The sequence below is a fragment of the Streptomyces sp. NPDC047000 genome, from assembly GCF_040644295.1.
GTDB lineage: Bacteria > Actinomycetota > Actinomycetes > Streptomycetales > Streptomycetaceae > Streptomyces.
The window spans coordinates 74,962-96,798 of the sequence record NZ_JBEYWE010000003.1 but is presented as its reverse complement, the minus strand read 5'-3'; the positions used below and the strand labels follow the sequence as shown (position 1 = coordinate 96,798).

The 21,837-nt window shown below is 70.0% G+C and carries 21 protein-coding genes and 1 tRNA gene; 10 read left to right on the top strand and 12 right to left on the bottom strand.

Annotated features, from left to right (window positions below):
* The first annotated feature begins 12 nt into the window (after positions 1-12).
* The 4 genes from ABZ862_RS06850 (at position 13) to ABZ862_RS06835 (ending at position 6,371) form a co-directional block, all read left to right on the top strand.
* Complete coding sequence (locus ABZ862_RS06850) at positions 13-1,452, top strand: FtsW/RodA/SpoVE family cell cycle protein (protein WP_360953466.1); 1,440 nt, start codon at positions 13-15, stop codon at positions 1,450-1,452.
* Entirely contained in the window at positions 1,449-2,933 is a 1,485-nt protein-coding gene (locus ABZ862_RS06845) for a penicillin-binding protein 2 (RefSeq protein WP_360953463.1), read from the top strand. Before ABZ862_RS06850 ends, ABZ862_RS06845 begins: the two co-directional genes overlap by 4 nt.
* Before the next feature lie 171 nt (positions 2,934-3,104).
* Entirely contained in the window at positions 3,105-5,084 is a 1,980-nt protein-coding gene (gene pknB / locus ABZ862_RS06840) for a Stk1 family PASTA domain-containing Ser/Thr kinase (protein WP_360953460.1), read from the top strand.
* Positions 5,085-5,303: 219 nt separating this feature from the next.
* On the top strand, positions 5,304-6,371 hold the full coding sequence (locus ABZ862_RS06835) for a restriction endonuclease (RefSeq protein ID WP_360953457.1): 1,068 nt from the start codon (positions 5,304-5,306) through the stop codon (positions 6,369-6,371).
* Between the two features lie 85 nt (positions 6,372-6,456).
* Here the strand turns inward: ABZ862_RS06835 and ABZ862_RS06830 are convergent, their stop codons facing one another.
* From ABZ862_RS06830 to ABZ862_RS06805, 6 genes are all read right to left on the bottom strand, one after another.
* On the bottom strand, positions 6,457-7,221 hold the full coding sequence (locus tag ABZ862_RS06830; protein WP_360953454.1) for a class E sortase: 765 nt from the start codon (positions 7,219-7,221) through the stop codon (positions 6,457-6,459).
* A 6-nt stretch (positions 7,222-7,227) separates the two neighbouring features.
* Entirely contained in the window at positions 7,228-8,349 is a 1,122-nt protein-coding gene (locus ABZ862_RS06825; RefSeq protein ID WP_360953451.1) for a class E sortase, read from the bottom strand.
* Positions 8,346-9,020 carry an aminodeoxychorismate/anthranilate synthase component II gene (locus ABZ862_RS06820; RefSeq protein ID WP_360953448.1) on the bottom strand — a complete coding sequence of 225 codons (675 nt, stop codon included), beginning with the start codon at positions 9,018-9,020 and terminating at the stop codon, positions 8,346-8,348. Before ABZ862_RS06820 ends, ABZ862_RS06825 begins: the two co-directional genes overlap by 4 nt.
* Entirely contained in the window at positions 9,017-9,178 is a 162-nt protein-coding gene (locus ABZ862_RS06815; RefSeq protein WP_171060312.1) for a hypothetical protein, read from the bottom strand. Before ABZ862_RS06815 ends, ABZ862_RS06820 begins: the two co-directional genes overlap by 4 nt.
* 52 nt (positions 9,179-9,230) lie before the next feature.
* Positions 9,231-9,944 carry a class E sortase gene (locus ABZ862_RS06810; protein ID WP_360953445.1) on the bottom strand — a complete coding sequence of 238 codons (714 nt, stop codon included), beginning with the start codon at positions 9,942-9,944 and terminating at the stop codon, positions 9,231-9,233.
* A gap of 78 nt (positions 9,945-10,022) precedes the next feature.
* A complete protein-coding gene (locus ABZ862_RS06805) occupies positions 10,023-10,805 on the bottom strand; it encodes a DUF881 domain-containing protein (protein ID WP_360953442.1) in 783 nt (260 codons plus the stop codon).
* 142 nt (positions 10,806-10,947) lie between these two features.
* Here ABZ862_RS06805 and crgA point away from each other — a divergent pair, with 142 nt between their 5' ends.
* Positions 10,948-11,202 (top strand): cell division protein CrgA, encoded by a 255-nt coding sequence (gene crgA / locus ABZ862_RS06800; RefSeq protein ID WP_360953439.1) that lies wholly within the window; start codon positions 10,948-10,950, stop codon positions 11,200-11,202.
* Between the two features lie 267 nt (positions 11,203-11,469).
* Here the strand turns inward: crgA and ABZ862_RS06795 are convergent, their stop codons facing one another.
* Together ABZ862_RS06795 and ABZ862_RS06790 are read right to left on the bottom strand one after the other, a co-directional pair.
* On the bottom strand, positions 11,470-12,396 hold the full coding sequence (locus tag ABZ862_RS06795) for a rhomboid family intramembrane serine protease (protein WP_360953436.1): 927 nt from the start codon (positions 12,394-12,396) through the stop codon (positions 11,470-11,472).
* A gap of 154 nt (positions 12,397-12,550) precedes the next feature.
* Positions 12,551-13,096: a peptidylprolyl isomerase gene (locus ABZ862_RS06790; protein ID WP_360953433.1), complete on the bottom strand. Its 546-nt coding sequence runs from the start codon at positions 13,094-13,096 to the stop codon at positions 12,551-12,553.
* 348 nt (positions 13,097-13,444) lie between these two features.
* Between ABZ862_RS06790 and ABZ862_RS06785 the strand changes: the two genes are divergently transcribed.
* On the top strand, positions 13,445-14,149 hold the full coding sequence (locus ABZ862_RS06785; protein ID WP_360953430.1) for a DUF5324 family protein: 705 nt from the start codon (positions 13,445-13,447) through the stop codon (positions 14,147-14,149).
* 303 nt (positions 14,150-14,452) lie between these two features.
* Here ABZ862_RS06785 and ABZ862_RS06780 read toward each other — a convergent pair.
* Positions 14,453-14,525 (bottom strand) — tRNA-Ala (locus ABZ862_RS06780).
* A 180-nt stretch (positions 14,526-14,705) separates the two neighbouring features.
* On the opposite strand from ABZ862_RS06780, the gene ABZ862_RS06775 reads away from it, so the two are divergent.
* Together ABZ862_RS06775 and ABZ862_RS06770 are read left to right on the top strand one after the other, a co-directional pair.
* Complete coding sequence (locus tag ABZ862_RS06775) at positions 14,706-15,254, top strand: DNA-binding protein (RefSeq protein WP_360953427.1); 549 nt, start codon at positions 14,706-14,708, stop codon at positions 15,252-15,254.
* 132 nt (positions 15,255-15,386) lie between these two features.
* Entirely contained in the window at positions 15,387-17,078 is a 1,692-nt protein-coding gene (locus ABZ862_RS06770; RefSeq protein WP_360953424.1) for a protein kinase, read from the top strand.
* Here the strand turns inward: ABZ862_RS06770 and ABZ862_RS06765 are convergent.
* Together ABZ862_RS06765 and ABZ862_RS06760 are read right to left on the bottom strand one after the other, a co-directional pair.
* Complete coding sequence (locus ABZ862_RS06765) at positions 17,075-18,457, bottom strand: hypothetical protein (RefSeq protein ID WP_360953422.1); 1,383 nt, start codon at positions 18,455-18,457, stop codon at positions 17,075-17,077. The two genes, ABZ862_RS06770 and ABZ862_RS06765, sit on opposite strands and share 4 nt — an antisense overlap.
* 316 nt (positions 18,458-18,773) lie before the next feature.
* Positions 18,774-18,902 (bottom strand): DLW-39 family protein, encoded by a 129-nt coding sequence (locus tag ABZ862_RS06760; protein ID WP_003999697.1) that lies wholly within the window; start codon positions 18,900-18,902, stop codon positions 18,774-18,776.
* 371 nt (positions 18,903-19,273) lie between these two features.
* Here ABZ862_RS06760 and ABZ862_RS06755 point away from each other — a divergent pair, with 371 nt between their 5' ends.
* Both ABZ862_RS06755 and ABZ862_RS06750 read left to right on the top strand, forming a co-directional pair.
* Complete coding sequence (locus ABZ862_RS06755) at positions 19,274-19,642, top strand: DUF6344 domain-containing protein (RefSeq protein WP_360953420.1); 369 nt, start codon at positions 19,274-19,276, stop codon at positions 19,640-19,642.
* A gap of 316 nt (positions 19,643-19,958) precedes the next feature.
* Positions 19,959-20,738 carry a glycosyltransferase gene (locus tag ABZ862_RS06750; protein ID WP_360953418.1) on the top strand — a complete coding sequence of 260 codons (780 nt, stop codon included), beginning with the start codon at positions 19,959-19,961 and terminating at the stop codon, positions 20,736-20,738.
* A 4-nt stretch (positions 20,739-20,742) separates the two neighbouring features.
* Here ABZ862_RS06750 and ABZ862_RS06745 read toward each other — a convergent pair whose 3' ends face one another.
* Complete coding sequence (locus ABZ862_RS06745; protein WP_360954479.1) at positions 20,743-21,618, bottom strand: FkbM family methyltransferase; 876 nt, start codon at positions 21,616-21,618, stop codon at positions 20,743-20,745.
* Positions 21,619-21,837: the final 219 nt, after the last annotated feature.

The window sequence follows — 21,837 nt, the reverse complement described above, 5'->3', positions numbered from 1 at the left end:
CCCCGTCACACGATGAGCAGTACAACCAACCCGCCGACGCACCACACGTCCACGATCGGCTCCATCGGCGCGCCGAGCCGCCGCAACACCGAACTCGCCCTGCTGGTGTTCGCGGTCGTCATCCCCGTGTTCGCCTACGCCAACGTGGGCCTCGCCATCGACGACCACATCCCGTCGGGCCTGCTGAGCTACGGCCTGAGCCTCGCCGCCATGGCCGCCGTCGCCCACCTCGCCATGCGGAAGTTCGCCGCGTACGCCGACCCCCTGCTGCTGCCGCTGGCCACCCTCCTCAACGGCCTCGGACTGGTCTGCATCTGGCGACTGGACCAGTCGAAGCTGCTCCAGTCACTGCCCAACTTCGCCCCGGCCGCACCGCGCCAGCTGCTGTACACCGCACTGGCCATCGCCCTGTTCGTCGCCGTGCTGTTCTTCCTCAAGGACCACCGCGTCCTGCAGCGCTACACCTACATCTCCATGTTCGGCGCGCTGGTCCTGCTCGTCCTGCCGCTGGTGCCCGGCCTCGGGGCCAACATCTACGGCGCCAAGATCTGGATCAGGGTCCCCGGCATGGGCTCCCTGCAGCCCGGAGAGTTCGCGAAGATCGTCCTCGCCATCTTCTTCGCCGGCTACCTCATGGTGAAGCGGGACGCCCTGGCCCTGGCCAGCCGCCGCTTCATGGGCCTGTACCTGCCGCGCGGCCGCGACCTCGGACCCATCCTGGTCGTCTGGGCGATCTCGATCCTCATCCTGGTCTTCGAGACCGACCTCGGCACCTCGCTGCTGTTCTTCGGAATGTTCGTCGTCATGCTGTACGTCGCCACCGAGCGCACCAGCTGGATCGTCTTCGGTCTGCTGATGTCCGCGGCCGGCGCGGTCGGCGTGGCGAGCTTCGAACCGCACGTCCAGCAGCGTGTCCAGGCCTGGCTCGACCCGATGAAGGAGTACACGCTCAGCCAGCAGGGCGTGGTCGGCCACACCGAGCAGTCGATGCAGGCCCTGTGGGCGTTCGGCTCCGGCGGCACCCTCGGCACCGGCTGGGGCCAGGGCCACTCCGACCTGATCAAGTTCGCCGCCAACTCCGACTTCATCCTCGCCACCTTCGGCGAGGAACTGGGCCTCGCCGGCATCATGGCGATCCTGCTGATCTACGGGCTCATCGTGGAGCGCGGCGTACGCACCGCCCTCGCCGCCCGCGACCCGTTCGGCAAGCTCCTCGCCGTCGGCCTGTCCGGCGCCTTCGCACTCCAGGTGTTCGTCGTCGCCGGCGGTGTGATGGGCCTCATCCCGCTGACCGGTATGACCATGCCGTTCCTCGCCTCCGGCGGATCCTCCGTGCTGGCCAACTGGACACTGATCAGCATCCTGATCCGCATCAGCGACACCGCCCGCAGACCCGCGCCCGCCCCCGCAGCCAACCCCGACGCCGAGATGACCCAGGTGGTCCGCCCGTGAACAAGCCCCTGCGCCGGATCGCGATCTTCTGCGGCCTGCTGGTCCTCACCCTGCTGATCCGCGACAACTACCTCCAGTACGCCAAGGCCGACAGCCTGCGCGAGGACCCCCACAACCGCCGCGTCACCATCGCCCGCTACTCCACCCCGCGCGGCGACATCATCGTCGACGGCAGCCCGATCACCGGGTCCACCGAGAACACCAAGTCCGGCGTCAACGACCTGAAGTACAAGCGCACCTACAAGAACGGCGACATGTGGTCGCCGGTCACCGGGTACGCCTCCCAGGCGTTCGGCGCCAACCAGCTGGAGTCCCTCGAGGACGGTATCCTCACCGGCAACGACGACCGGCTCTTCTTCCGCAACACCCTCGACATGTTCACGGGCAAGCAGAAGCAGGGCGGCAACGTCGTCACCACCCTCAACGCCTCCGCCCAGAAGGCCGCCTGGAACGGTCTGAAGGCCCAGGGCGGCAAGGGCGCCGTCGTCGCCCTCGAACCGTCCACCGGCAAGATCCTCGCCCTGGCCTCGTACCCGTCGTACGACCCGTCCGTCTTCGCGGGCAACACGGACACCGACGCCAAGGCGTGGCAGAAGCTCCAGAAGAAGTACGACCCGAGCGACCCGATGCTGAACCGGGCGCTGCGCGAGACCTACCCGCCGGGCTCCACCTTCAAGGTGGTCACCGCCTCGGCCGCACTGGAGAACGGCCTCTACACCTCGGCGGACCAGGCCACCGACTCGCCGCTGCCCTATGTGATGCCCGGCACCACGACCGAGCTCAAGAACGAGGGCAACATCCCCTGCAAGAACGCGACCATGCGGACCGCGCTCAGGGTCTCCTGCAACACCGTCTTCGGCAAGATCGGCGCCGACCTCGGCAACGACAAGATGCTCGCCGAGGCCAAGAAGTTCGGCTTCACCTCCGAGCAGTTCACCCCGGTCCGCTCCAGCGCCTCCGTGTTCTCCAGCGACATGAACAAGTCGCAGACCGCGCTGTCGTCGATCGGCCAGTACAACACCGCCGCCACCCCGCTGCAGATGGCCATGGTCGCCTCCGCCGTCGCCAACGGCGGCAAGCTGATGAAGCCGTACATGGTCGACTCGCTCCAGTCCTCCAACCTCGACTCCGTCTCCAAGACCGAACCGCAGGAGCTGAGCCGGCCGCTGTCCGCCGAGCACGCACAGATCCTGCAGTCGATGATGGAGACGGTCGTCAAGGACGGCACCGGCAAGAACGCCCTGATCAACGGCGTCACCGTGGGCGGCAAGACCGGTACCGCCCAGCACGGCGTCGAGAACAGCAAGAACCCGTACGCCTGGTTCATCTCCTACGCCAAGCTCGGCGACGGCAGCACGCCGGTCGCCGTGGCCGTGGTCGTGGAGGACGAGAACGCCAACCGCGGCGACATCTCCGGCGGCGGCCTCGCCGCCCCGATCGCGAAGAACGTGATGCAGGCGGTCATCAACTCCAAGAAGTGACACGGCTCACGTCCGCTTCACATCGGTGCACGTTGCGATACCGGTCCTGTATCGGGTCACGCGCTTGGCCAAGTCACAGGAAACGATCCGGGTACCGTAGGCCCGGACGGCAGCCTCCGGCAGCACGCCCTGTGCCGACCGGGACCGACGGAGAGGGCTGGTAGGTAGCTTATGGAAGAGCCGCGTCGCCTCGGCGGCCGGTACGAGCTGGGCCAGGTGCTCGGCCGTGGTGGCATGGCCGAGGTCTACCTCGCTCATGACACCCGCCTCGGCCGCACCGTGGCGGTGAAGACGCTGCGCGTGGACCTCGCGCGCGACCCGTCCTTCCAGGCCCGGTTCCGCCGGGAGGCCCAGTCGGCCGCCTCGCTCAACCACCCCGCGATCGTCGCGGTCTACGACACGGGCGAGGACTACATCGACGGGGTCTCCATCCCGTACATCGTGATGGAGTACGTCGAAGGGTCCACCCTGCGCGAACTCCTGCACAGCGGACGCAGACTCCTGCCTGAGCGCTCGATGGAGATGACCATCGGCATCCTCCAGGGCCTGGAGTACGCCCACCGCAGCGGCATCGTCCACCGGGACATCAAGCCGGCCAACGTCATGCTGACGCGCACCGGCCAGGTCAAGGTGATGGACTTCGGCATCGCCCGCGCCATGGGCGACTCCGGGATGACGATGACCCAGACCGCGGCGGTCATCGGCACCGCGCAGTACCTCTCGCCGGAACAGGCCAAGGGCGAACAGGTCGACGCACGCTCCGACCTCTACTCGACGGGCTGTCTGCTGTACGAACTGCTGACGGTCCGTCCGCCGTTCGTGGGCGACTCCCCGGTCGCCGTCGCCTACCAGCACGTCCGCGAGGAACCCCAGCCGCCGAGCGTCTTCGACCCGGAGATCACGCCCGAGATGGACGCGATCGTCCTGAAGGCGCTGACCAAGGACCCGGACTACCGCTACCAGTCCGCCGACGAGATGCGCGCCGACATCGAGGCGTGCCTCGACGGCCAGCCGGTCGCGGCCACCGCCGCCATGGGCTCCGTCGGCTACGGCGGCTACCCGGACGACCAGGCGACCACCGCCCTGCGCGCCACCGACGCCGGCGCCACCTCGATGCTGCCCCCGATGAACCCGGACGACGGCGGCTACGGCTACGACGAGCGCCCCGACCGGCGACGCCAGAAGAAGAACAACAACACCTCGACGATCCTGCTGGTCGTCGCGGGCGTCCTGGTCCTCATCGGCGCCATCCTGATCGGCAAGTGGATCTTCAGCGGCGGCGGTGCCGGCGACAGCAGCGTCTCCGTCCCCAACTTCGTCGGACAGACCAAGGCCGAGGCACAGCAGCAGGCCTCGAACGTCGACCTCGTCCTGGCGTTCACCAGCAAGGCCTGCGACAGCCAGCCCAAGGGCAAGATCTGCTCGCAGGACCCGGCCGCGCAGACCCAGGCCAAGAAGAACGACACGATCAACCTGGTGGTCTCCACCGGCGCGCCCAAGGTCCAGGTGCCGAGCGTGATCGGCCTGAGCCTGGACGACGCCCAGTCGAAGCTGGAGGGCGACGACTACAAGTTCGTCGTCAAGACCAAGACCCGGGAGTCCACCGAGGACCCGAACACCGTCCTCGACCAGACGCCGATCGGCGGCAAGGAAGTCCAGAAGGGCTCCACCATCACGCTGACGATCGCCAAGGCCGCGGAGAAGTCCACGGTCCCGGACGTCTCCAACAAGACCTGCGACGAGGCCAAGGCCCAGATGACGCAGAACAACCTCGTCGGGAACTGCACCGAGGTGGAGACCCAGGACTCCAACCTGGACGGCAAGGTCGTCTCGACGACACCTGGCGCCGGCACCCAGGTCGACAAGAACTCGACCGTGCAGATCCAGATCGGCAAGCTCAAGCAGCAGGAGCAGACCCAGGTACCCACCGTGGTGACCCAGACCCTGAAGAACGCCAAGAAGGCGCTCGAGCAGGCCGGCCTCACGGTCGGCACCGTCACCGGCTCCCAGGACGACAACTCCATCGTCGTGAGCGCCGACCCGGGCCAGGGCAACACGGTGAACAAGGGAAGCGCGGTCAACCTGACCACCGTCCAGACCGGTGGCAACAACAACGGCGGCGGCGGCTTCTTCGGAGGCAACAACGGCTGACGCCACACATCCACGACGTGGGCCCCTGCCGGGATGCGGACCTCCCGGCAGGGGCCCACGGCGTTCCCGGCGGGACGGCGCCCGCGATCACGCCCGCGATCGCACGGCAGTTCTTGCGCCAATCGTGTCTTCCCCCCACCAGCACTCGTTGATCGGATGGGGTGGGGAATCGGATCTCCGCCCCGGCTGTACGGCCACGGCACGATCCGAGGGGAAAAAATGATCAACGAAACGGTGCTGCTGGAATCGAAGACCCTGCGCGACAGCGTCCTGGACCGCACGCACGTCCTCGACAAGGTGAAAGCCCTGTCCCTGCTGCCGGACGGCATGCATGTGACGACGGCGATGGTCGCGGCCTACTTCGAGGTCACCGCCGACACCGTCCGGCAGGTCAAGGCACGGCACCACGACGAGCTCACCCACAACGGAATGATGACGCTCCAGGGCTCTGAACTGGCACGATTTAAGCGTGACATCCTGTCACGCTATCCCGGAAGTTATCCACAGCCCCGGTCGAGCCTCACTCTCTACTCCCGCCGAGCCGTCCTCAACATCGCCATGCTGCTCCGGGACAGCACCGTCGCGCAGGAGGTACGCGTGTACCTCCTGGACATGGAGTACCTGGCGCGCACACAGCCTGTGGAAAACTCGGGAAACCCGTCCCGGCCGGACACCCGCTCCCTCGACGACCGCATCGACCAGCGCATCACCCAGGTCCTCGGCACCACCGTCGTCCCCCTGTTCAACGCGCTGATCGAGACCTCCGGCGAGCACCGGAGGGAGCTGATCTCGTTGCGCGCGGACGTCCAGCGGGTCGAGCACCGGCTCACACAGCACCACGCCCGGCTGCGGCGGCTGGAGGCCCTGCGGGCGGACCGGGCCGTCGCCGGGGGCATGGCGTCCCTGGACGTCATGAACGGCCGCGAGTTCGAGCAGCATGTCGCGGCCCTCCTGCGCCGCGACGGCTGCGCCGAGGTGGCCGTCCAGGGCGGTCACCGGGACCGCGGGGTAGACATCGCGGCCCGTACGGCCGACGGCCGGCGTGTCGCCGTCCAGTGCAAGAGGTTCGCCGCGCACAGCTCGGTCGGCAGCGCGGACGTCCAGAGGTTCATCGGCTCGGCCAAGGTCCTGCACCGCGCCGACGTGGCCCTCTTCGTGGCCACCTCCCCCTTCACCCGGGACGCCCTCGCCCTGGCGGCCGAGTGCGGTATCACCGCGGTGCACCGCGGGCTGCTGGAAAGGTGGAACGCCGGAACAGCCCTGCAGGTCCTGCAGGACCTGCGGTGACGGTCATACCCCGGGTGCTGTCCAAAGGGCCCGAAGTCGCAAAGAGAGGTTGCGGCTTCGGGCCCGGCTCATGTGCGCCGTGGTGTCAGCGCAGTTCCTTCGGCGGGGTCCGCCTGCTGTCGACCTTGTCGACGCGGACCAGTTCGCCCCAGACCACGTAGCGGTAGCGGGAGGTGTAGACGGGGGTGCAGGTCGTCAGGGTGATGTAGTGGCCCGGCTTCTTCCTGCCGGACTCCTCGGGCACCTGGGCCAGGACCTGGACGTTGTACTTCGAGGTCTCCGGGAGGATGTCGTAGACCTTGTAGACGTACCACTTGTCCCTGGTCTCGAAGACGACCGCGTCGCCCTTCCTGACCTTGTCGATGTTGTGGAACTTGGCGCCGTGGCCGTCACGGTGCGCGGCGAGGGTGAAGTTGCCGTCCTTGCCGGTCGTGGGGAGGGCCGATTTCACCGGATCGGTGTAATACCCGGCGACGCCGTCGTTGAGGACCTCCGTCGAGGTGCCCTTCTCGACCAGCACCTCCCCGTTCTTCATGGACGGCACGTGCAGGAACCCGACGCCGCCCTTGACGTCGAGCGCGCCCGGCCCCGAACTGCCGCCGTGCGCCCAGGTGTCGCGGACCTCGTCGCCCTGCTTGTCGGCCGCCCGGTCGGCGATCACGTTCGTCCACCACAGGGAGTACACGACGAACAGACCGAGGACCAGGCCCGCGGTGATGAGGAGTTCGCCGAACACGCTCACCGCCGTCGCGATCCGGCCCGGCCGGTGACGCCCCGGCCCCTCGGGAGACCCGGGCCCGGCGGTGTGTCCGTGCCGGTCCGTGCCGTCGGTGGTCGCTGCCACGTTCATCTGCCCCTACTCGACGAGCGCATCCGGCTTGCCCTTGCTGCGCGGCCGTTCCTCGACCATCTTGCCCCAGACGATCATCCGGTACTTGCTGGTGAACTCCGGCGTGCACGTGGTCAGCGTGATGTAGCGGCCGGGTCCGGTGAAGCCCGAGCCTTTCGGGACGGGGTCCAGCACACTCGTGTTGCTGGGCGGCGTCACCGGCAGGATGGACGCCATCTTGTAGACGTAGTACGTGTCCTGCGTCTCCACCACGATGGCGTCGCCGGGCTTGAGCCGGTTGATGTAGCGGAACGGCTCGCCGTGCGTGTTGCGGTGGCCCGCGAGGCCGAAGTTCCCCGTCCTCGCGTCCGGCATGGCCGTGTTGAGGTCGTCCTCGCCGTAGTGGCCGACCATGCCCTTGTCCAGGACCTTGGTCTTGCTGGTGCCCTCGGCGATCGGCACCACCACATCGAGCTTGGGGATGTGCAGAATGGCGAAACCCTGCCCGGGCGCGAAGGTGCCGGGGGCCCGTTTTCCGCTCGCCCAGTCGTCCTGCAGCTGGTGCGCCTCGCTGCCGGCCTGCGCGTGCGCGCGGACGTTCGTCCACCACAGCTGGTAGGTGACGAACAGCAGCATCAGCACGCCGGTGGTGATGAACACCTCGCCGATGACCCGGCTGGCCAGCACACCGGCGCCGGGTTTGTTCGCCCGGGCGCGGCGGCGGGCCTCCACACGGGAGAGGGGGGCGGCCGGGACGCCGTCGCCCGCGCTCCGGCCCGACGGCTGCCCCGACGGCTGCCCCGGTGACTGGTCCGGTGGCTGTTCCGGTGCCCTGCTGCCCGGGCCGCCATGGCGCCCGTGACGGCGCTTGGCGGCCTTTCTGCGGGCCGCCCGGCCGCCGGGTGGGGGTGGCGTGGCGGAAGCGTCCGAAGGGGCCTCAGAGGCGGACGGAGGCGGTTCGTCCTCGTCGACGGGCGGCGGTGCGGGGGGAATCCGCAGCGCCATCGTCTCCTCGTGGAGATGCGGCTGCGATTGCTGCTGCGGCTGCGGCGGGGTCTCGCCGTACCCGGCCTCGAACGCGCCGGGCTGCTCGTACGGCAGGGTGCCGTACGAGGTCCCCGTCTCGCGCTCGGGGCGCAGCGCGGTCACGCCGTGGCCCTGCCCACCACCGGGGCGAGCCCCGCCGACCTCGCCACCGCTTCCTGGTCGCCGCACTCCACCAGCCAGTTGGCCAGCATCCGGTGGCCGTGCTCGGTCAGCACCGACTCGGGGTGGAACTGCACGCCCTCGACGGGCAGGTCCCGGTGGCGCAGGCCCATGATGATGCCGTCGGGCGTCCGGGCGGTCACCTCGAGCTCGGACGGCACGGTGGCCGGTTCCGCGGCCAGCGAGTGATAGCGCGTCGCCGTGAACGGGGACGGCAGCCCGGCGAAAACGCCCCGGCCCTCGTGCAGCACCGGCGAGGTCTTCCCGTGCAGCAGCTCCGGCGCCCGGCCGACCACACCGCCGTACGCCACCTGCATGGACTGCATGCCCAGGCAGACGCCGAAGACGGGCACCCCGGTGGCGGCGCAGTGGCGCACCATGTCGACGCAGACGCCCGCCTCCTCGGGGGTGCCGGGGCCCGGGGACAGCAGCACGCCGTCGAAACCTCCCCCGCTCTCGGCTTCGCTCGAGCGGGAGGTGCCCCCATGGACGTACGCCGTGGACACCTCGTCGTTGCGCAGCACCTCGCACTCGGCGCCCAACTGGTACAGGTACTGGACCAGGTTGAAGACGAAGCTGTCGTAGTTGTCGACGACGAGAATGCGCGCGCTCACTGGTTGTCCACCGTCACATCGTTGAAGGGCAGCAGCGGTTCCGCCCACGGGAAGACGTACTGGAAGAGGACGTAGACCACGGCGAGGACCAGGACGAGTGAGATCAGCGCCCTCACCCACGCGTTCCCCGGCAGATGCCGCCAGATCCAGCCGTACATGCCGTCCCTTCCCTCGCACCACGGCACCGGACTCACGCCGTACCGCACCAGACTAACGGCGCAGCGCCTCCGGTTTCCCGGCCTCCACCGGCAGGGTGGAGTCCAGATGCGCCCAGGCGATCAGGCGGTGGCTGTGCCCCCACTCGGGATCGCAGGTGGTCAGCGTCAGATAGCGGCCCGCACCCCGGTACCCGGACTCACGGGGCACAGGGTCGATCACGCCCACGTCGGTGGGGACTGTTTTGTAGGGCCCTTTGTCGATCCGATACGTGAACCAGGTCGTCCCGTCGGTGAGCACCACCGCGTCACCCGGACGGAGCTCGGGGAAGTCCTTGAACGGGTCGCCGTAGGTGCGCCGGTGACCCGCGACCGCGAAGTTGCCGAGCCCGCCCAGCCGCGCGGTGCGGGTGTAGTGGGCGAGACCCTTCTGCAGCACGTCCGTGCCGGTGCCCTCCAGCACGGGTTTGTGCCATGTGAGACCGAGCCGGGGGATGTACATGATCGCGAAGGGCCTGCCGTAGTGGTACGCGGCCGGAGCCACCTGCCGCGCCGGATCCTTCGGGCTTCTCCTCGGGCTCGCGGACGAGCCGGGGCCGGCCGGCCGCACGGTGTGCTGCGTCCACTGCCGCTGGAGCCGGTCGATCTGGTCGTGCATCGCGGAATCGGCCCGCACCCCGGTCCAGAACAGCACGTACACCACGAACAGCACGATCACGCTGCCGGCGGTGATGCAGAGCTCGCTGACGGTTCTGACGATCACGCGCACCGGCAGCTCCCGTGAGGACGGCTACGTGCGAAGGGTTTACGCGCGAAGGGCCACGTGTGAAGGGCTACGTGCGAACGGCTACTCCACCGGCTTCGCGTAGTGCAGATCCACTGTGCCCGAGTAGCCCGGAAGAGTCACCGTCCCGTCATCGGTGACTTTCCAGCCGAGGCCGTAGACGTTGACGTACACCATGTAGTTCTGGATCGCCGGGGAGTCGGCGAGCGCCTTCTGCAGCGTGCCGGTGTCACCGATCGCCGTGATCTTGTACGGCGGTGAGTAGACCCGGCCCTGGAGGATCAGGGTGTTGCCGACGCAGCGCACCGCGCTGGTGGAAATCAGCCGCTGGTCCATGACCTTGATGCCCCGGGCCCCGCCCTTCCACAGGGCGTTGACGACGGCCTGGAGGTCCTGCTGGTGGATGACCAGGTAGTCGGGCTGCGGCTCGGGATAGCCGGGGAGTTTGGCGGTGGCGTTCGGCGGGGCGTCGTTCAGGGTGACGGTGACCGCCTCACCGCTGAGCGGCGCGGTGCCCGCGGTCTTCTCCAGACCGGTCAGCTTCTCGTCCTGGGTCCTGGTGCGGCCGTCGTCACCGGCGGCTGCGAGCGATTCGACGTCGCCGCGCAGGGCCGCGTTGGACTCGTCGAGCCCCTTGTTCTTGTGACTGCGTTCCTGGACCAGGTCCGACAGCTTCAGCAGGGAGGCGTCCGTACGGATGTTGGTGCCCTTGGCCGTGTTGAAACTCGTGAAGAAGAGCAGCCCGGCCAGCGCGAAGACGCCCACGGTGAGAACGCGCGCAGGACGGATCCGCCCCGTGCGTTCGGGGCTGGCACCCGTACCGGGGGAGTCGGCAGAATAGCTCAACGTACCCTTACTCTCCTTCGGCGCCGCGGAAGCACTACGCTAACCGAAGCTCGGAGGAGCGCTCAGTGTCCCCTTGTACGCTGCCCCGGACCACCCCAGTTTCCCTGCGCGGCCATGCAGCGCATCGACAGGAGAGACCCTCGTGCCGAAGTCACGTATCCGCAAGAAGGCCGACTACACGCCGCCGCCGTCGAAGCAGGCCGCTCAGATCAAGCTGGCCAATCGCGGCTGGGTCGCGCCTGTGATGCTCGCCATGTTCCTCCTCGGCCTGGCGTGGATCGTCGTCTTCTACGTGACCGACGGCTCACTCCCGATCGACCAGCTGGACAACTGGAACATCGTGGTCGGCTTCGGCTTCATCGCGGCAGGATTCGGCGTCTCCACGCAGTGGAAGTAAAGCCCGTCCACCGAGTTATCCACAGTTTCCGCAGCCCCCTGGGGACAACTCGGGCGGGCAGCGGAAAGTCTGTGGATAACTCACCTCCCGGTTGACGCCGGTACGACTGACACATCGGCTGACGGCTCTCCCAGCCCCCTGCCTGACCTGCGAAGACACGGGTCAGCGACAGGGGGCACACCTGTTCCCTGACCTATGCACAAGATCAGCGACTCACTGTGGACAACATGACCGCTCCCAGTGACCCTGTGTCTCCGACGGTGCCCCTCAGACGAGCTGCGCCGTTCTCAGCAGCGCCATCACCACGACCGCGGCCAGGACCAGCGCACAGCTTCCATACTGCACGAGCACCCGCCGCTGCCGCGAGGCGTGGACCATCGCGTAGCCGACGATGCCACCGGCCACCAGGCCGCCGATGTGCGCCTGCCAGGCGATGTGGGGCACGCCGAAGGTGATGACCAGGTTGACCACCAGAAGGGCGATCACCGGCCGCATGTCGTAGTTCAGGCGGTGCATGAGGACGGCCGTGGCGGCGAAGAGCCCGAAGATCGCGCCCGAGGCTCCGAGCGAGGGCGTGTTGGGCGGGGCGATCAGATAGGTGAGCGCGCTGCCCGCGAGCCCCGAGACGAGGAAGAGGGCGAGATAGCGGGCCCGGCCGAGGGCGGCCTCCAGCGGGCCGCCGATCCACCACAGGCTCAGCATGTTGAACAGGATGTGGATCAGACCGCCGTGCAGGAACATCGAGGTCAGCAGCCGGTAGTACTGGCCCTCCGCGACCCCTTCGAACTGCCCGGCGACGACCGCGCGGCCGAACAGCTCATAACGGGTGTCGAACGCGTCACCCATCGACTGCTGGAGCAGGAAGACGACGACGCAGACACCGATGAGGATCTTCGTGACCAGCCGGGGGTCGGCGGCCACCGTACCGCCGGCCAGGGTGCGCGGTCGGGCGTCGGCCGGCGGACGACCGGTGCCGGTTCCTCCCGAGCGGGAGCCGCCGTCGTGCACGCACTCGGGACACTGGAAGCCGACGGAGGCGTTGACCATGCACTCCGGGCAGATCGGCCTCTCGCAGCGGGCGCAGCGGACACCGGCCTCCCGGTCCGGGTGGCGGTAGCAGACCGACGGGACATGGCCGTCCTGCGGAACCTGGCCGCTGTACGGGCCCTGTGGATCGCCTGGCGCCTGGTCCATGGAATCCCCTAAGTCGTCGTTCGCACTGCGTTCGCCCTGCTCATCCTTACGGACGAGCAGGGCGAATGGTTCCCTTCGGGGATTCCGGACGCATCAGCGCCCCGGTCCGGTCCGGGCGTGTCAGCCCCGGAGCGTCCAGGTCACCGGTTCCAGGTCACCGGTTCCTGTTCGTCTCGCGCCGCTCGACGACCACCGACTCGAGGACGACGTCGTCGACCGGGTGGTGGTTGGGCAGAGTGACCGGGACACCGGCGACGGCGTCGACGACCTTCTGGCTCGCCGGGTCGGTGACCTCGCCGAAGATGGTGTGCTTGCGGTTGAGCCAGGCCGTCGGGGCGACGGTGATGAAGAACTGGGAGCCGTTGGTGTTCGGTCCCGCGTTGGCCATGGCGAGCAGATAGGGCCGGTCGAAGCGCAGGTCGGGGTGGAACTCGTCCGCGAACTCGTAGCCGGGTCCGCCGAGGCCGGAGCCCAGCGGGTCACCGCCCTGGATCATGAAACCGCTGATCACCCGGTGGAAGAGGGTGCCGTCGTAGAGCCGGTTCGTGCCCTTGACCCCGGTGGCCGGGTCGGTCCACTCACGCTCGCCCTGGGCGAGCTCGACGAAGTTCCTGACCGTCTTCGGCGCATGGTCCGGGAACAGCCGCACCTCGATGTCGCCGTGGCTGGTCCTCAGGGTGGCGTACAGCTGTTCGGCCACGATCTGCCTTCCGTCGTGCTCTGTGTTCCCCCCGAATGTCCCCGATCCTTCCACGGCCGGTGCCCTCCGTCGCCCGGCGACCGGAAAACCTGCCGGGAGCGTCCCCGACGGAAGCGCACGGCGGCGATCCGTGGCATTGTCGGCGACAAGGTCCCGTTGCCCTGTATTCATCCGATTGCACTGGAACGGCCGTCGATCAGTCGTCGGTCCTGTACCGCCGGGTGCGCAGCGGCCGGCCCGCTGTTGCCCCGGATGCCCGTCCGCACATGCCCGGGAGCAGTCCGCCAGGCATGATCCGCAGAAGGGCGGAAAGTCGAAATACCGTACGCCACCGAGGAGGAGGAACCCGTGACCCGCATCGACAGCGTGCGTGCCGCGACCGGTTCGGCGAAGGACAGCGTGCTGCACGCCGCGGAAGTGGTGGCGCCCTACGCCGACACGGCCAAGGACAAGGCCTCGCACTACGCGCACGAGGCACGTGTGCTCATCGCGCCCAAGGTCTCACAGGCCGCCGAACAGGCCCGCGTCCAGTACGGCGCCCATGTCGCACCCCGGCTGGAGCTGGCCCGCACCCATGTGCCGCCGATGGTCGACCAGGCGGCCCAGGAGGCCGCCGCACGCACCCTGAAGGCCGCGCGGCAGGCCGCCGACTACTCACGCCCCAAGATCGAGCAGGCCGTCGCCGCGGCCGGCCCCGTGCGCGACGAAGCCCTCGCACGGAGCGCCGCGGCACTGGTGACGCTGCGCGGCCAGGTGAGCCCCGAGGAGGTCCGCAAGCTGGCCCGCAGGCACCGGCGGCGGAATCGGGCCGGCCGTACGGTCAAGGCGGTGGCCGTACTGGGCCTGCTGGCCGGGGGCGCCTTCGCCGTATGGAAGTGGTGGGACAAGCAGGCCAACCCGGACTGGCTGGTCGAGCCGTCGGCCGCGACGGAAGTACCCGAGTCGGGCGCCCGGCTGAGCTCGGTGGACGGCAGCGACCCCGCCGCGCTCGATCCCGAGGTGGTGGCCAAGGAGGCCCAGGAGGACGCCGCCCACCGCGAAGAGGGATGGTGACACGACACCGGCGGAACGCCGCTGCGGGACAGGGGACTTGAGGGTTCCCCGCCCCGCAGCGGCGTTTCACACAAAGGGGTGATGTTTCACGTGGAACATCACGAGGTGCCGCTCCCTCACGACCGGACCGTCCGCGCCGACAGGTAATGCTTTGCTGAAGCGACCATCCGCGGCAGTCATGCATGGTCAAAACCGAAAAAGAGACCTCAGTGCAAACCGCTGCAATCTTCGCGTGGCTACTGAGCACCGAGAACGACGATGCCCCCGGTGGCGCGGCTGCGCGGACCGGGGGCATCTCGGCTGTGGAGCCTAGGGGAGTCGAACCCCTGACATCTGCCATGCAAAGACAGCGCTCTACCAACTGAGCTAAGGCCCCAAAGGGAAACGTCCGGACGGGCACGGAACATACCCGCGGGCGTCGCAGACCAGCGTACCGGGTCACCCCCGGGATCTCGCAAAAAAGTTAGGGCTCCCCGTAGTCGACCACTCTCCGTAAGATGCTCGTCGTGGTTCGCTGAAGCGAACCACGGTTTTGGGGAAGCGATGGGGAGACGCAATGGACGCCGCACAGCAGGAAGCCACCGCACGAGCGCGGGAGCTGCAGCGGAACTGGTACGGGGAGCCGTTGGGGGCGCTCTTCCGTAAGCTCATCGACGATCTGGGGCTCAACCAGGCCCGGCTCGCCGGAGTGCTGGGGTTGTCCGCTCCGATGCTGTCGCAGCTGATGAGCGGCCAGCGGGCGAAGATCGGCAATCCCGCGGTGGTCCAGCGGGTGCAGCAGCTGCAGGAGCTGGCGGGGCAGGTCTCGGACGGCAGCGTGAGCGCGGCCGAGGCCACCGAACGGATGGAGGAGATCAAGAAGTCGCAGGGCGGCTCGGTGCTGAGCAACACCACGCAGACGACCAGTGGTTCGGGGGCGCCCACGGTCAAGCGGGTGGTCCGCGAGATCCAGTCGCTGCTCCGCTCGGTCGCCGCCGCGGGGGACATCATCGACGCGGCGGAAACCCTCGCCCCGTCCTACCCGGAACTGGCAGAGTTCCTCCGGGTCTACGGCGCCGGCCGCACCTCGGACGCCGTGGCGCACTACCAGTCCCACCAGAACTGACCCGTGGGGCCCGGCCGTCGCGGGGGCGGCGGCCGGGCCGCGCGGTTTCCGGCGGGTTCGCCACGCGGTTTCCGGCGGCTCCCCGGAGGCAAGGCAAGGGGGTAGCCGAAGGGGGAGGAGCGACGCACGGCCATGGGTGAGGTCTTCGCCGGCCGGTACGAACTGGCCGATCCGATCGGACACGGCGGTGTGGGTGCCGTGTGGCGTGCCTGGGACCGGCGGAGGCGCCGTTATGTCGCCGCCAAGGTGCTCCAGCAGCGCGACGCGCACTCCCTCCTGCGTTTCGTACGGGAGCAGGCATTACGCATCGACCACCCTCATGTGCTCGCACCCGCGAGCTGGGCCGCCGACGACGACAAGGTCCTGTTCACCATGGATCTGGTGGCGGGCGGCTCGCTGGTCCACCTGGTCGGGGACTACGGCCCCCTGCCGCACCCGTTCGTCTGCACCCTGCTCGACCAGCTGCTGTCCGGGCTCGCCGCAGTGCACGCGGAGGGCGTGGTGCACCGGGACGTCAAGCCCGCCAACCTGCTGCTCGAAGCCACCGGTACGGCACGGCCCCGGCTCAGACTGTCCGACTTCGGCATCGCGATGCGGCTGGGCGAGCCGCGGCTGACGGACACCAACCTGGTGGTCGGGACGCCCGGTTACATCTCGCCCGAGCAGATGATGGGCGCCGAACCCGACTTCGCGGCCGACCTGTTCGCGGTGGGTCTTGTCGCCCTGTATCTGCTGGAGGGCGCCAAGCCTGACACCAAGGCTCTCGTGCAGTACTTCGCGGAGCACGGGACGCCGGGGGCGCCCAAGGGCATCCCGGAGCCGCTGTGGGAGGTCGTGGCCACGCTCCTCCAGCCGGACCCGCAGGCCCGGTTCCGCACGGCGACGGGGGCGCGCAAAGCGCTCGCCGCGGTCCGGGAACTGCTGCCGGAACCGGGACCCGACGACGAACTGATCGAGATCTTCGACCAACTGGGCCCGCTGCCTGCCGGGTTCGGCGCGGACGGACCTGTCGGCAAGGACCCTCCGGCGGACGGCGGGGACACGGGCGGCGCTGCTGAGGCCCAGGGCGCGGAGCCGCTGCACGGAGGCGGCACGGCAGGATCCGTACGGCCCCTCCCGTCAGAACCGCCCGCCCCACCCGTACCGCCGGGTGCGCCCGTCCCACCGGGTGCGCTGGGACCACCTGGTCCGCCCGGGCCGCCTTCCGGGGCATCGGGACCGCCCGGCCCGGCCATGCCGCAGGGGCCAGGCACATCGTCCTCGGAATCTTCGGGGTCTTCGGGGTTTTCGCAGTCGGTGCCCGCGCAACCCTCTTCCCCTGCGGCCCCCGCCCCCGCGGGGCCGGCCATGTCGGACACCGGAAGCTTCCACCTGCCGCCGCCCCGGCCCACCACGTCACCGGCCGGCCGGTCCACGGCCTCACCGCACCCTCCGATCCGGCTTTCCCCTCAACCGGGCACCCTCCTCCCTCCCGCCGACCCCGAGAAGGCGCCCGTCACACCGCCCACCCGGCCGCAGACCGAGCCCCCGGCCGCGGCGCCCTGGCCCGGTCAGGAGCCGCGGGCCGAGGTCCCCACCGCCCCGTACACCGCCCAGGTACCCGCGGCACCGTGGCCCGGGGCACCACCGCAGCCACCCCCACACCTGTCGCTGTCGGCACCGGTGCCGGCACCGGCAGCACGGCCGCACGGGCGGTCACGGCCGGCGCGGGGGACGCGCCGGGGCCGCCGCAGGCCGGGCCCGCCCGCCGGGGTCGTGGTCCCTGTCCTGCTGCTCGCTCTGGCCTGTTACGCCGTCGGCTTCTGGGCACTGGCCCGTCTCTAGGGCACCCGTGCCGCCCTGCGCCGTGCGATCACCGTCCACACACCGAGGCCGAGAAGCAGCGCCGTCCCGGCTCCGATACCGCCCGCTGCCAGTGCCACCGGGGCCGGACGACGGCCGTCGCGGGCATCGATGTCACCGGTACCGGTACCGCCGGTGCCGCCGGTACCGGCTGCGGCGGCCTCCCGGTCGCGGGCGCTCACCTCGAACACGCCGGACGGTACCGGCGCGCCGTCGTAGGCGGGCCCGGACGCGGGCGAGCCGCGGAGTCCCACCCGCAGCGTGACCTCGAACGGGCCGGTTCCGAAGGAGTCGGCCATCCGCGCGCCGAGATGGACGACGAGGTAGTAGGACCCCGCGAACCGCATCCCGCTCACCTGGTCGAGGACGGCCTGGCGGTTGCCGTAGCCGACCGGTGGCAGGGGGTCGAGGGCGACGGCCTTGCGGACACCGCTGTAGCCGAGGGCGGCGTCGGTGACGGGCCCGCGCGCGGGGTTGTCCAGGTCCAGGTCGAGCGCACCGCTCACATAGCCGTGGCCGTCGGCCGCGTCGCTCAGCTCGGCCTCGGCCGACAACTGCTGTCCCCAGTCGACCGGAACCTTGTAGAACAGCGTCTGTCCCGGCCGGAGACCGACCCGCCACACGCCCGGCCCCAGAGCCCTGGCCCCGCTGTACCCGGAGCCGCCGCCCCGGGTACGGGCCTCGCCCGTGACCGGTTCGGGCGAGGAGGAGTCCCAGGAGCCCGGCGTCCCGGTCCCGGAGGACGCCGAGGCGGTCTCGAGGGGGGGCTCGGAGACGGGCCAGAGTTCGAGTCCCCAGTCGTCCGGCGAGGATCCGGACGAGTCACGGCGCTCGACGACCACGTAGTACGTCCCGGCGGTCCGGCACAGGGTCTTGCCGGGCGCCACCTCGCGCGCCGCGAGCGCCGTGACGGGACGCGGGCTGCCTCCGGCGCCGTAGGACGCGCTGGAGAAGGAACAGGGTCCGCCGCTCGCGTCCTGCATGGAGACCTTGATGCCGTCGGTGGCGGAGACGGTGGCACCGGCCGGCGGTATCGCGGTGACGGAGGTGTACGTCGTGGTGGTGGCGTCGAGGTCGAGGCGGTAATAGACCTTGCCGCCCTTGGATATCGAACTCCTGTATGTCGTGCCCGGTTCGAGCGTAGCCGCGTCCGCCGCCGCCGTCGCTCCGCCGATCGGGTGAGCCCCGGGGGCATACGCATAGGTACCGCCGACGCCCGCCGTGCCCGCCGCACCCGCCGGTGCGGCGGAGAACGCGGAGAGTAAGGCCGTGAGGACGGCGACGCATCCCGAGGCCGCCCTGCGCGTCCCGCCGCACGCCGCCCGGCGCCCCGGCCCCCAGGAGCACAGCCCCCAGAACAACGGCCTCCGGGACCACGGCCTCTGCCGCGTCGCCGTCCACAGCCTCGTGGTCCACAGCCTCGCCGTCCCTCGCCACGCCGTACGCCGCCGCCCCATCGCCCGCCGCCCCTCGTCGTCGCCGTGTCCCCGGCCGCCCTCGCCGTTTCAGCAGCAGTGGCCACCGTGGTCGTCGCCGTCACGGCCGCCCGTGGCCGCCCTCGCCCGGACCGCCGTCCATCCTGCCCCGGGCAGCCCGCGTCCCGCACGGGCCCCGGACAACACGAAGCCCCGACCGCGAGGCGGCCGGGGCTTGTTCAGAACCGGATGTCTGCTGTGGTCAGGAACCCGTGGGCACGGAGTCGGTCGCCTCCGTCCACAGATCCTGCTCGGCGCGATCCGCCTGGATCTGGCGGTACACGAGGAGCCCGCCGATGGCGGCCAGTGCGACCAGGAGAAGCTTCTTCACCGCGCGACCTCGTCTTTCCTTGACGTAGGGGACCTCTGGCGCCCGACTATACACACCGGCCGATATCGGCCGGTGACCTGCGCGAGGCCCCGGCCCGGGCCCGGGCGCGAGCCCTGACGGCCGCCCGGGGAACGGCCGTTGCCACCCCGTCCGGAGGGTGATCGCACCCCGACGCAACGTCACTTCCCGCCCCTCTTCCTCCCTCTTCCTCCCCGTCCTCCGCCGCTTCACGGCCCAGGCGGCCCCGTGCGACCAACCGGGTGGTGTTCATCCGAAGATCGACGCGCCACGGGCGTCGGTCCACCACTTCGCACGCCTCATACACATCATGAGGAAAGTACGCAAATCGCCCAACCTGAAAGCGAGGGGACATGGCCGCCCAGAACAAGGTCATGAAGCTGTGGACCAGCTTGATCACCGCTCTCCTGGCGCTGTGCACGGCGCTCGGACTCATCACGACGACCGCCGCCACCGCCGCGGCCCGGACCGAGCCGGCACACGAGGGCACCGCGCACGCCAAGCGACCCGCGCCGAGGAATCCCACCGTCCACCACCGCGTTCCCCGCGCCAGGGCACTGCCCCCGACGATGAAGCAGCGCATCGGAGCCGAAGCCCACGGAAAGTCCCCCAGCTGCCGCCACCGCCCGCTCGGCGACGCCACGGAGGCGGAGGAAGCGGCGACCGGACCGGAAGCCAGGATCCCCGCTCAGGCCCAGGCCCAGACACTCCAGCGCTGCTGACCGGCACCTCGCCCCGGTGACCCCCACGGCGCCGTACGACATGGCACCGCCTGCCCCTCCGCAGACGTGACACCGCTCGTCACTCCGCAGACACTCCTTGCCTTTCCGTAGACGTGACACCCCTTGCCTTTCCGCAGACGTGACACCGACGGCCATTCCCACCACGACGTAACGGCGATCTTGCGTACCGCACGTACAGACCTCCGGCCCCGCGGGCCGGAGGCCGTCGCCGTCCCCGGCCCCTTCGCCTCTCCACCGCCCGCTCCTCCACCGCCCCGCCTCATCAACTCCTCTGCACAGCACGTACGCTGAGGCGGTGTCAAAGGCGTACGAGGGCCCGCAACGGCGCGTCATCACCGTCGTCACCGCTGTGCACGCCCCCTCGGCACGGTTTCTGCCCGAGGCCTACGCCTCCCTGTGCGCGCAGCGCCTCCCGGACGGCTGGGAGTGGCGCTGGCTGATACAGGAGGACGGCGCCACCGACGCCGTACGCCCCCACGTTCCCGACGACACGCGGGTCACGTTCCACCAGGGGCGCCCCGGTGGTCCCGGTGTGGCGCGCACGATCGCCCTGGCGAACGCCGACGGCTCGTACGTGAAGATCCTGGACGCCGACGACCTGCTCACCCCCGGGGCCCTGGCCCGCGACCTCGCCGTCCTGGAGGCCGACCCGGAGATCGGGTGGACGACCTCCCGCGCCCTCGACCTGCTGCCCGACGGCTCGACGGCCGGATTCCCCGGCGATCCTGCGGAAGGACCGGTCGAGTACGGCACCGTCCTCGGCCACTGGCGGGCGAACGGCTTCCGCGCCCCCGTCCACCCGGCGACCCTGTGCGTCCGCCGCGACCTGCTCCTGGCACTCGGCGGCTGGATGGCGCTGCCCGCCTCCGAGGACACGGGTCTGCTGCTCGCGCTCAACGCCGTCAGCCGGGGCTGGTTCACCCGGCAGGCCGGGCTCCTCTACCGCAAGTGGGACGGTCAGGCGACAGGACAGCCCTCCCACGTGGACCCCGCCGAACGCGCGGCCCGTGCGGCGGTGGCGGAGGCCAGGGCCGGAGCACTGGCGGACCTCGGCTGGCGGTACCCGGAGCGCTGACGCCTCAGGGAAGCGTCTCCGCGTCCACCCGGGAGAAGATCAGGTCACTCTCCCCGGTGACGGGACCGCGCCAGCGCACCGGGGCCACGGGCGGCCGGCTCAGGGCGCGCGGATAGCTGCCGGGGGAGTAGTCGTTCGCCAGGCGGTACACATGGAACCCGGCGTCGGCCATGGTGCGCAGCAGGTCCGAGGCGCGGTCACCGAGCCGGGCCATCCGGTCCGGGGTCACCTCGACGGTGATCTCGGCGTCGGGCCGCAGCCGGTCCAGCACGGGGGCGAGACCGCGTACGGCGCTTCCCTCCGCGCCCTCCACATCGATCTTGATCACCCGGGCTCGGGCGATCTCCTCCGGCTCCAGCAGCTCGGCCAGCGGCCGGGCCTCGATCGCGAACGTGGCCTCGGCGGGCCCGTCGTAGGGAACGATGCTGTTCGCCCCCATGTTGTGGGAGCTGGCCAGTACGAAGGTCAGCGTGGTGCGACCGTCCGACACGGCGGTGTTGAGCGCGCGGATGTTGTGACAGCCGTTGAGACGGGCCTGCTGCACCAACCGGGTGTGGAAGTCGGGCGACGCCTCGATCGCCACGACCCGCCCCCGCTCCCCGACGAGCCGCGCCGCCAGGACGCTGAACACGCCCACATTGGCCCCGACGTCGACGAAGACGTCACCGGGCGCCAGCCTGCGCCGCAGCCAGTGCGTCAGGTGGGGTTCCCAGACCCCGAACAGATAGACGTACCGCTGGATCAGATCCCGGGTGTCGACGGCGAACCGCGTTCCGGCACGGGTCTCCACGACCCGCCGGCGCGGACACTCGCGCAGATACGGGTTGAGGAGTCGTACGGCGAGCGCACTCTTCCCGAGACCGCCGGGCGCCCGCCGCACATAGGCGCGCCCCAGCGTGACCAGCGTCTCCCTGACGGTACGGGCAGTGGCAGTGGCAGTGGCAGCACCTGCGCCGGAACGCGAACCGGCACCGTTCACCGCGCGGCACCGCGTCCGTCATCGGCGGAGATCCTCATCTGCGCTCCTGTCCGCGGGAGGGGAGGGCTCCGAGGGTGCCTGCCCATCCGGCACCGGCTTGAACCGGCGGCGTGCCCCGTC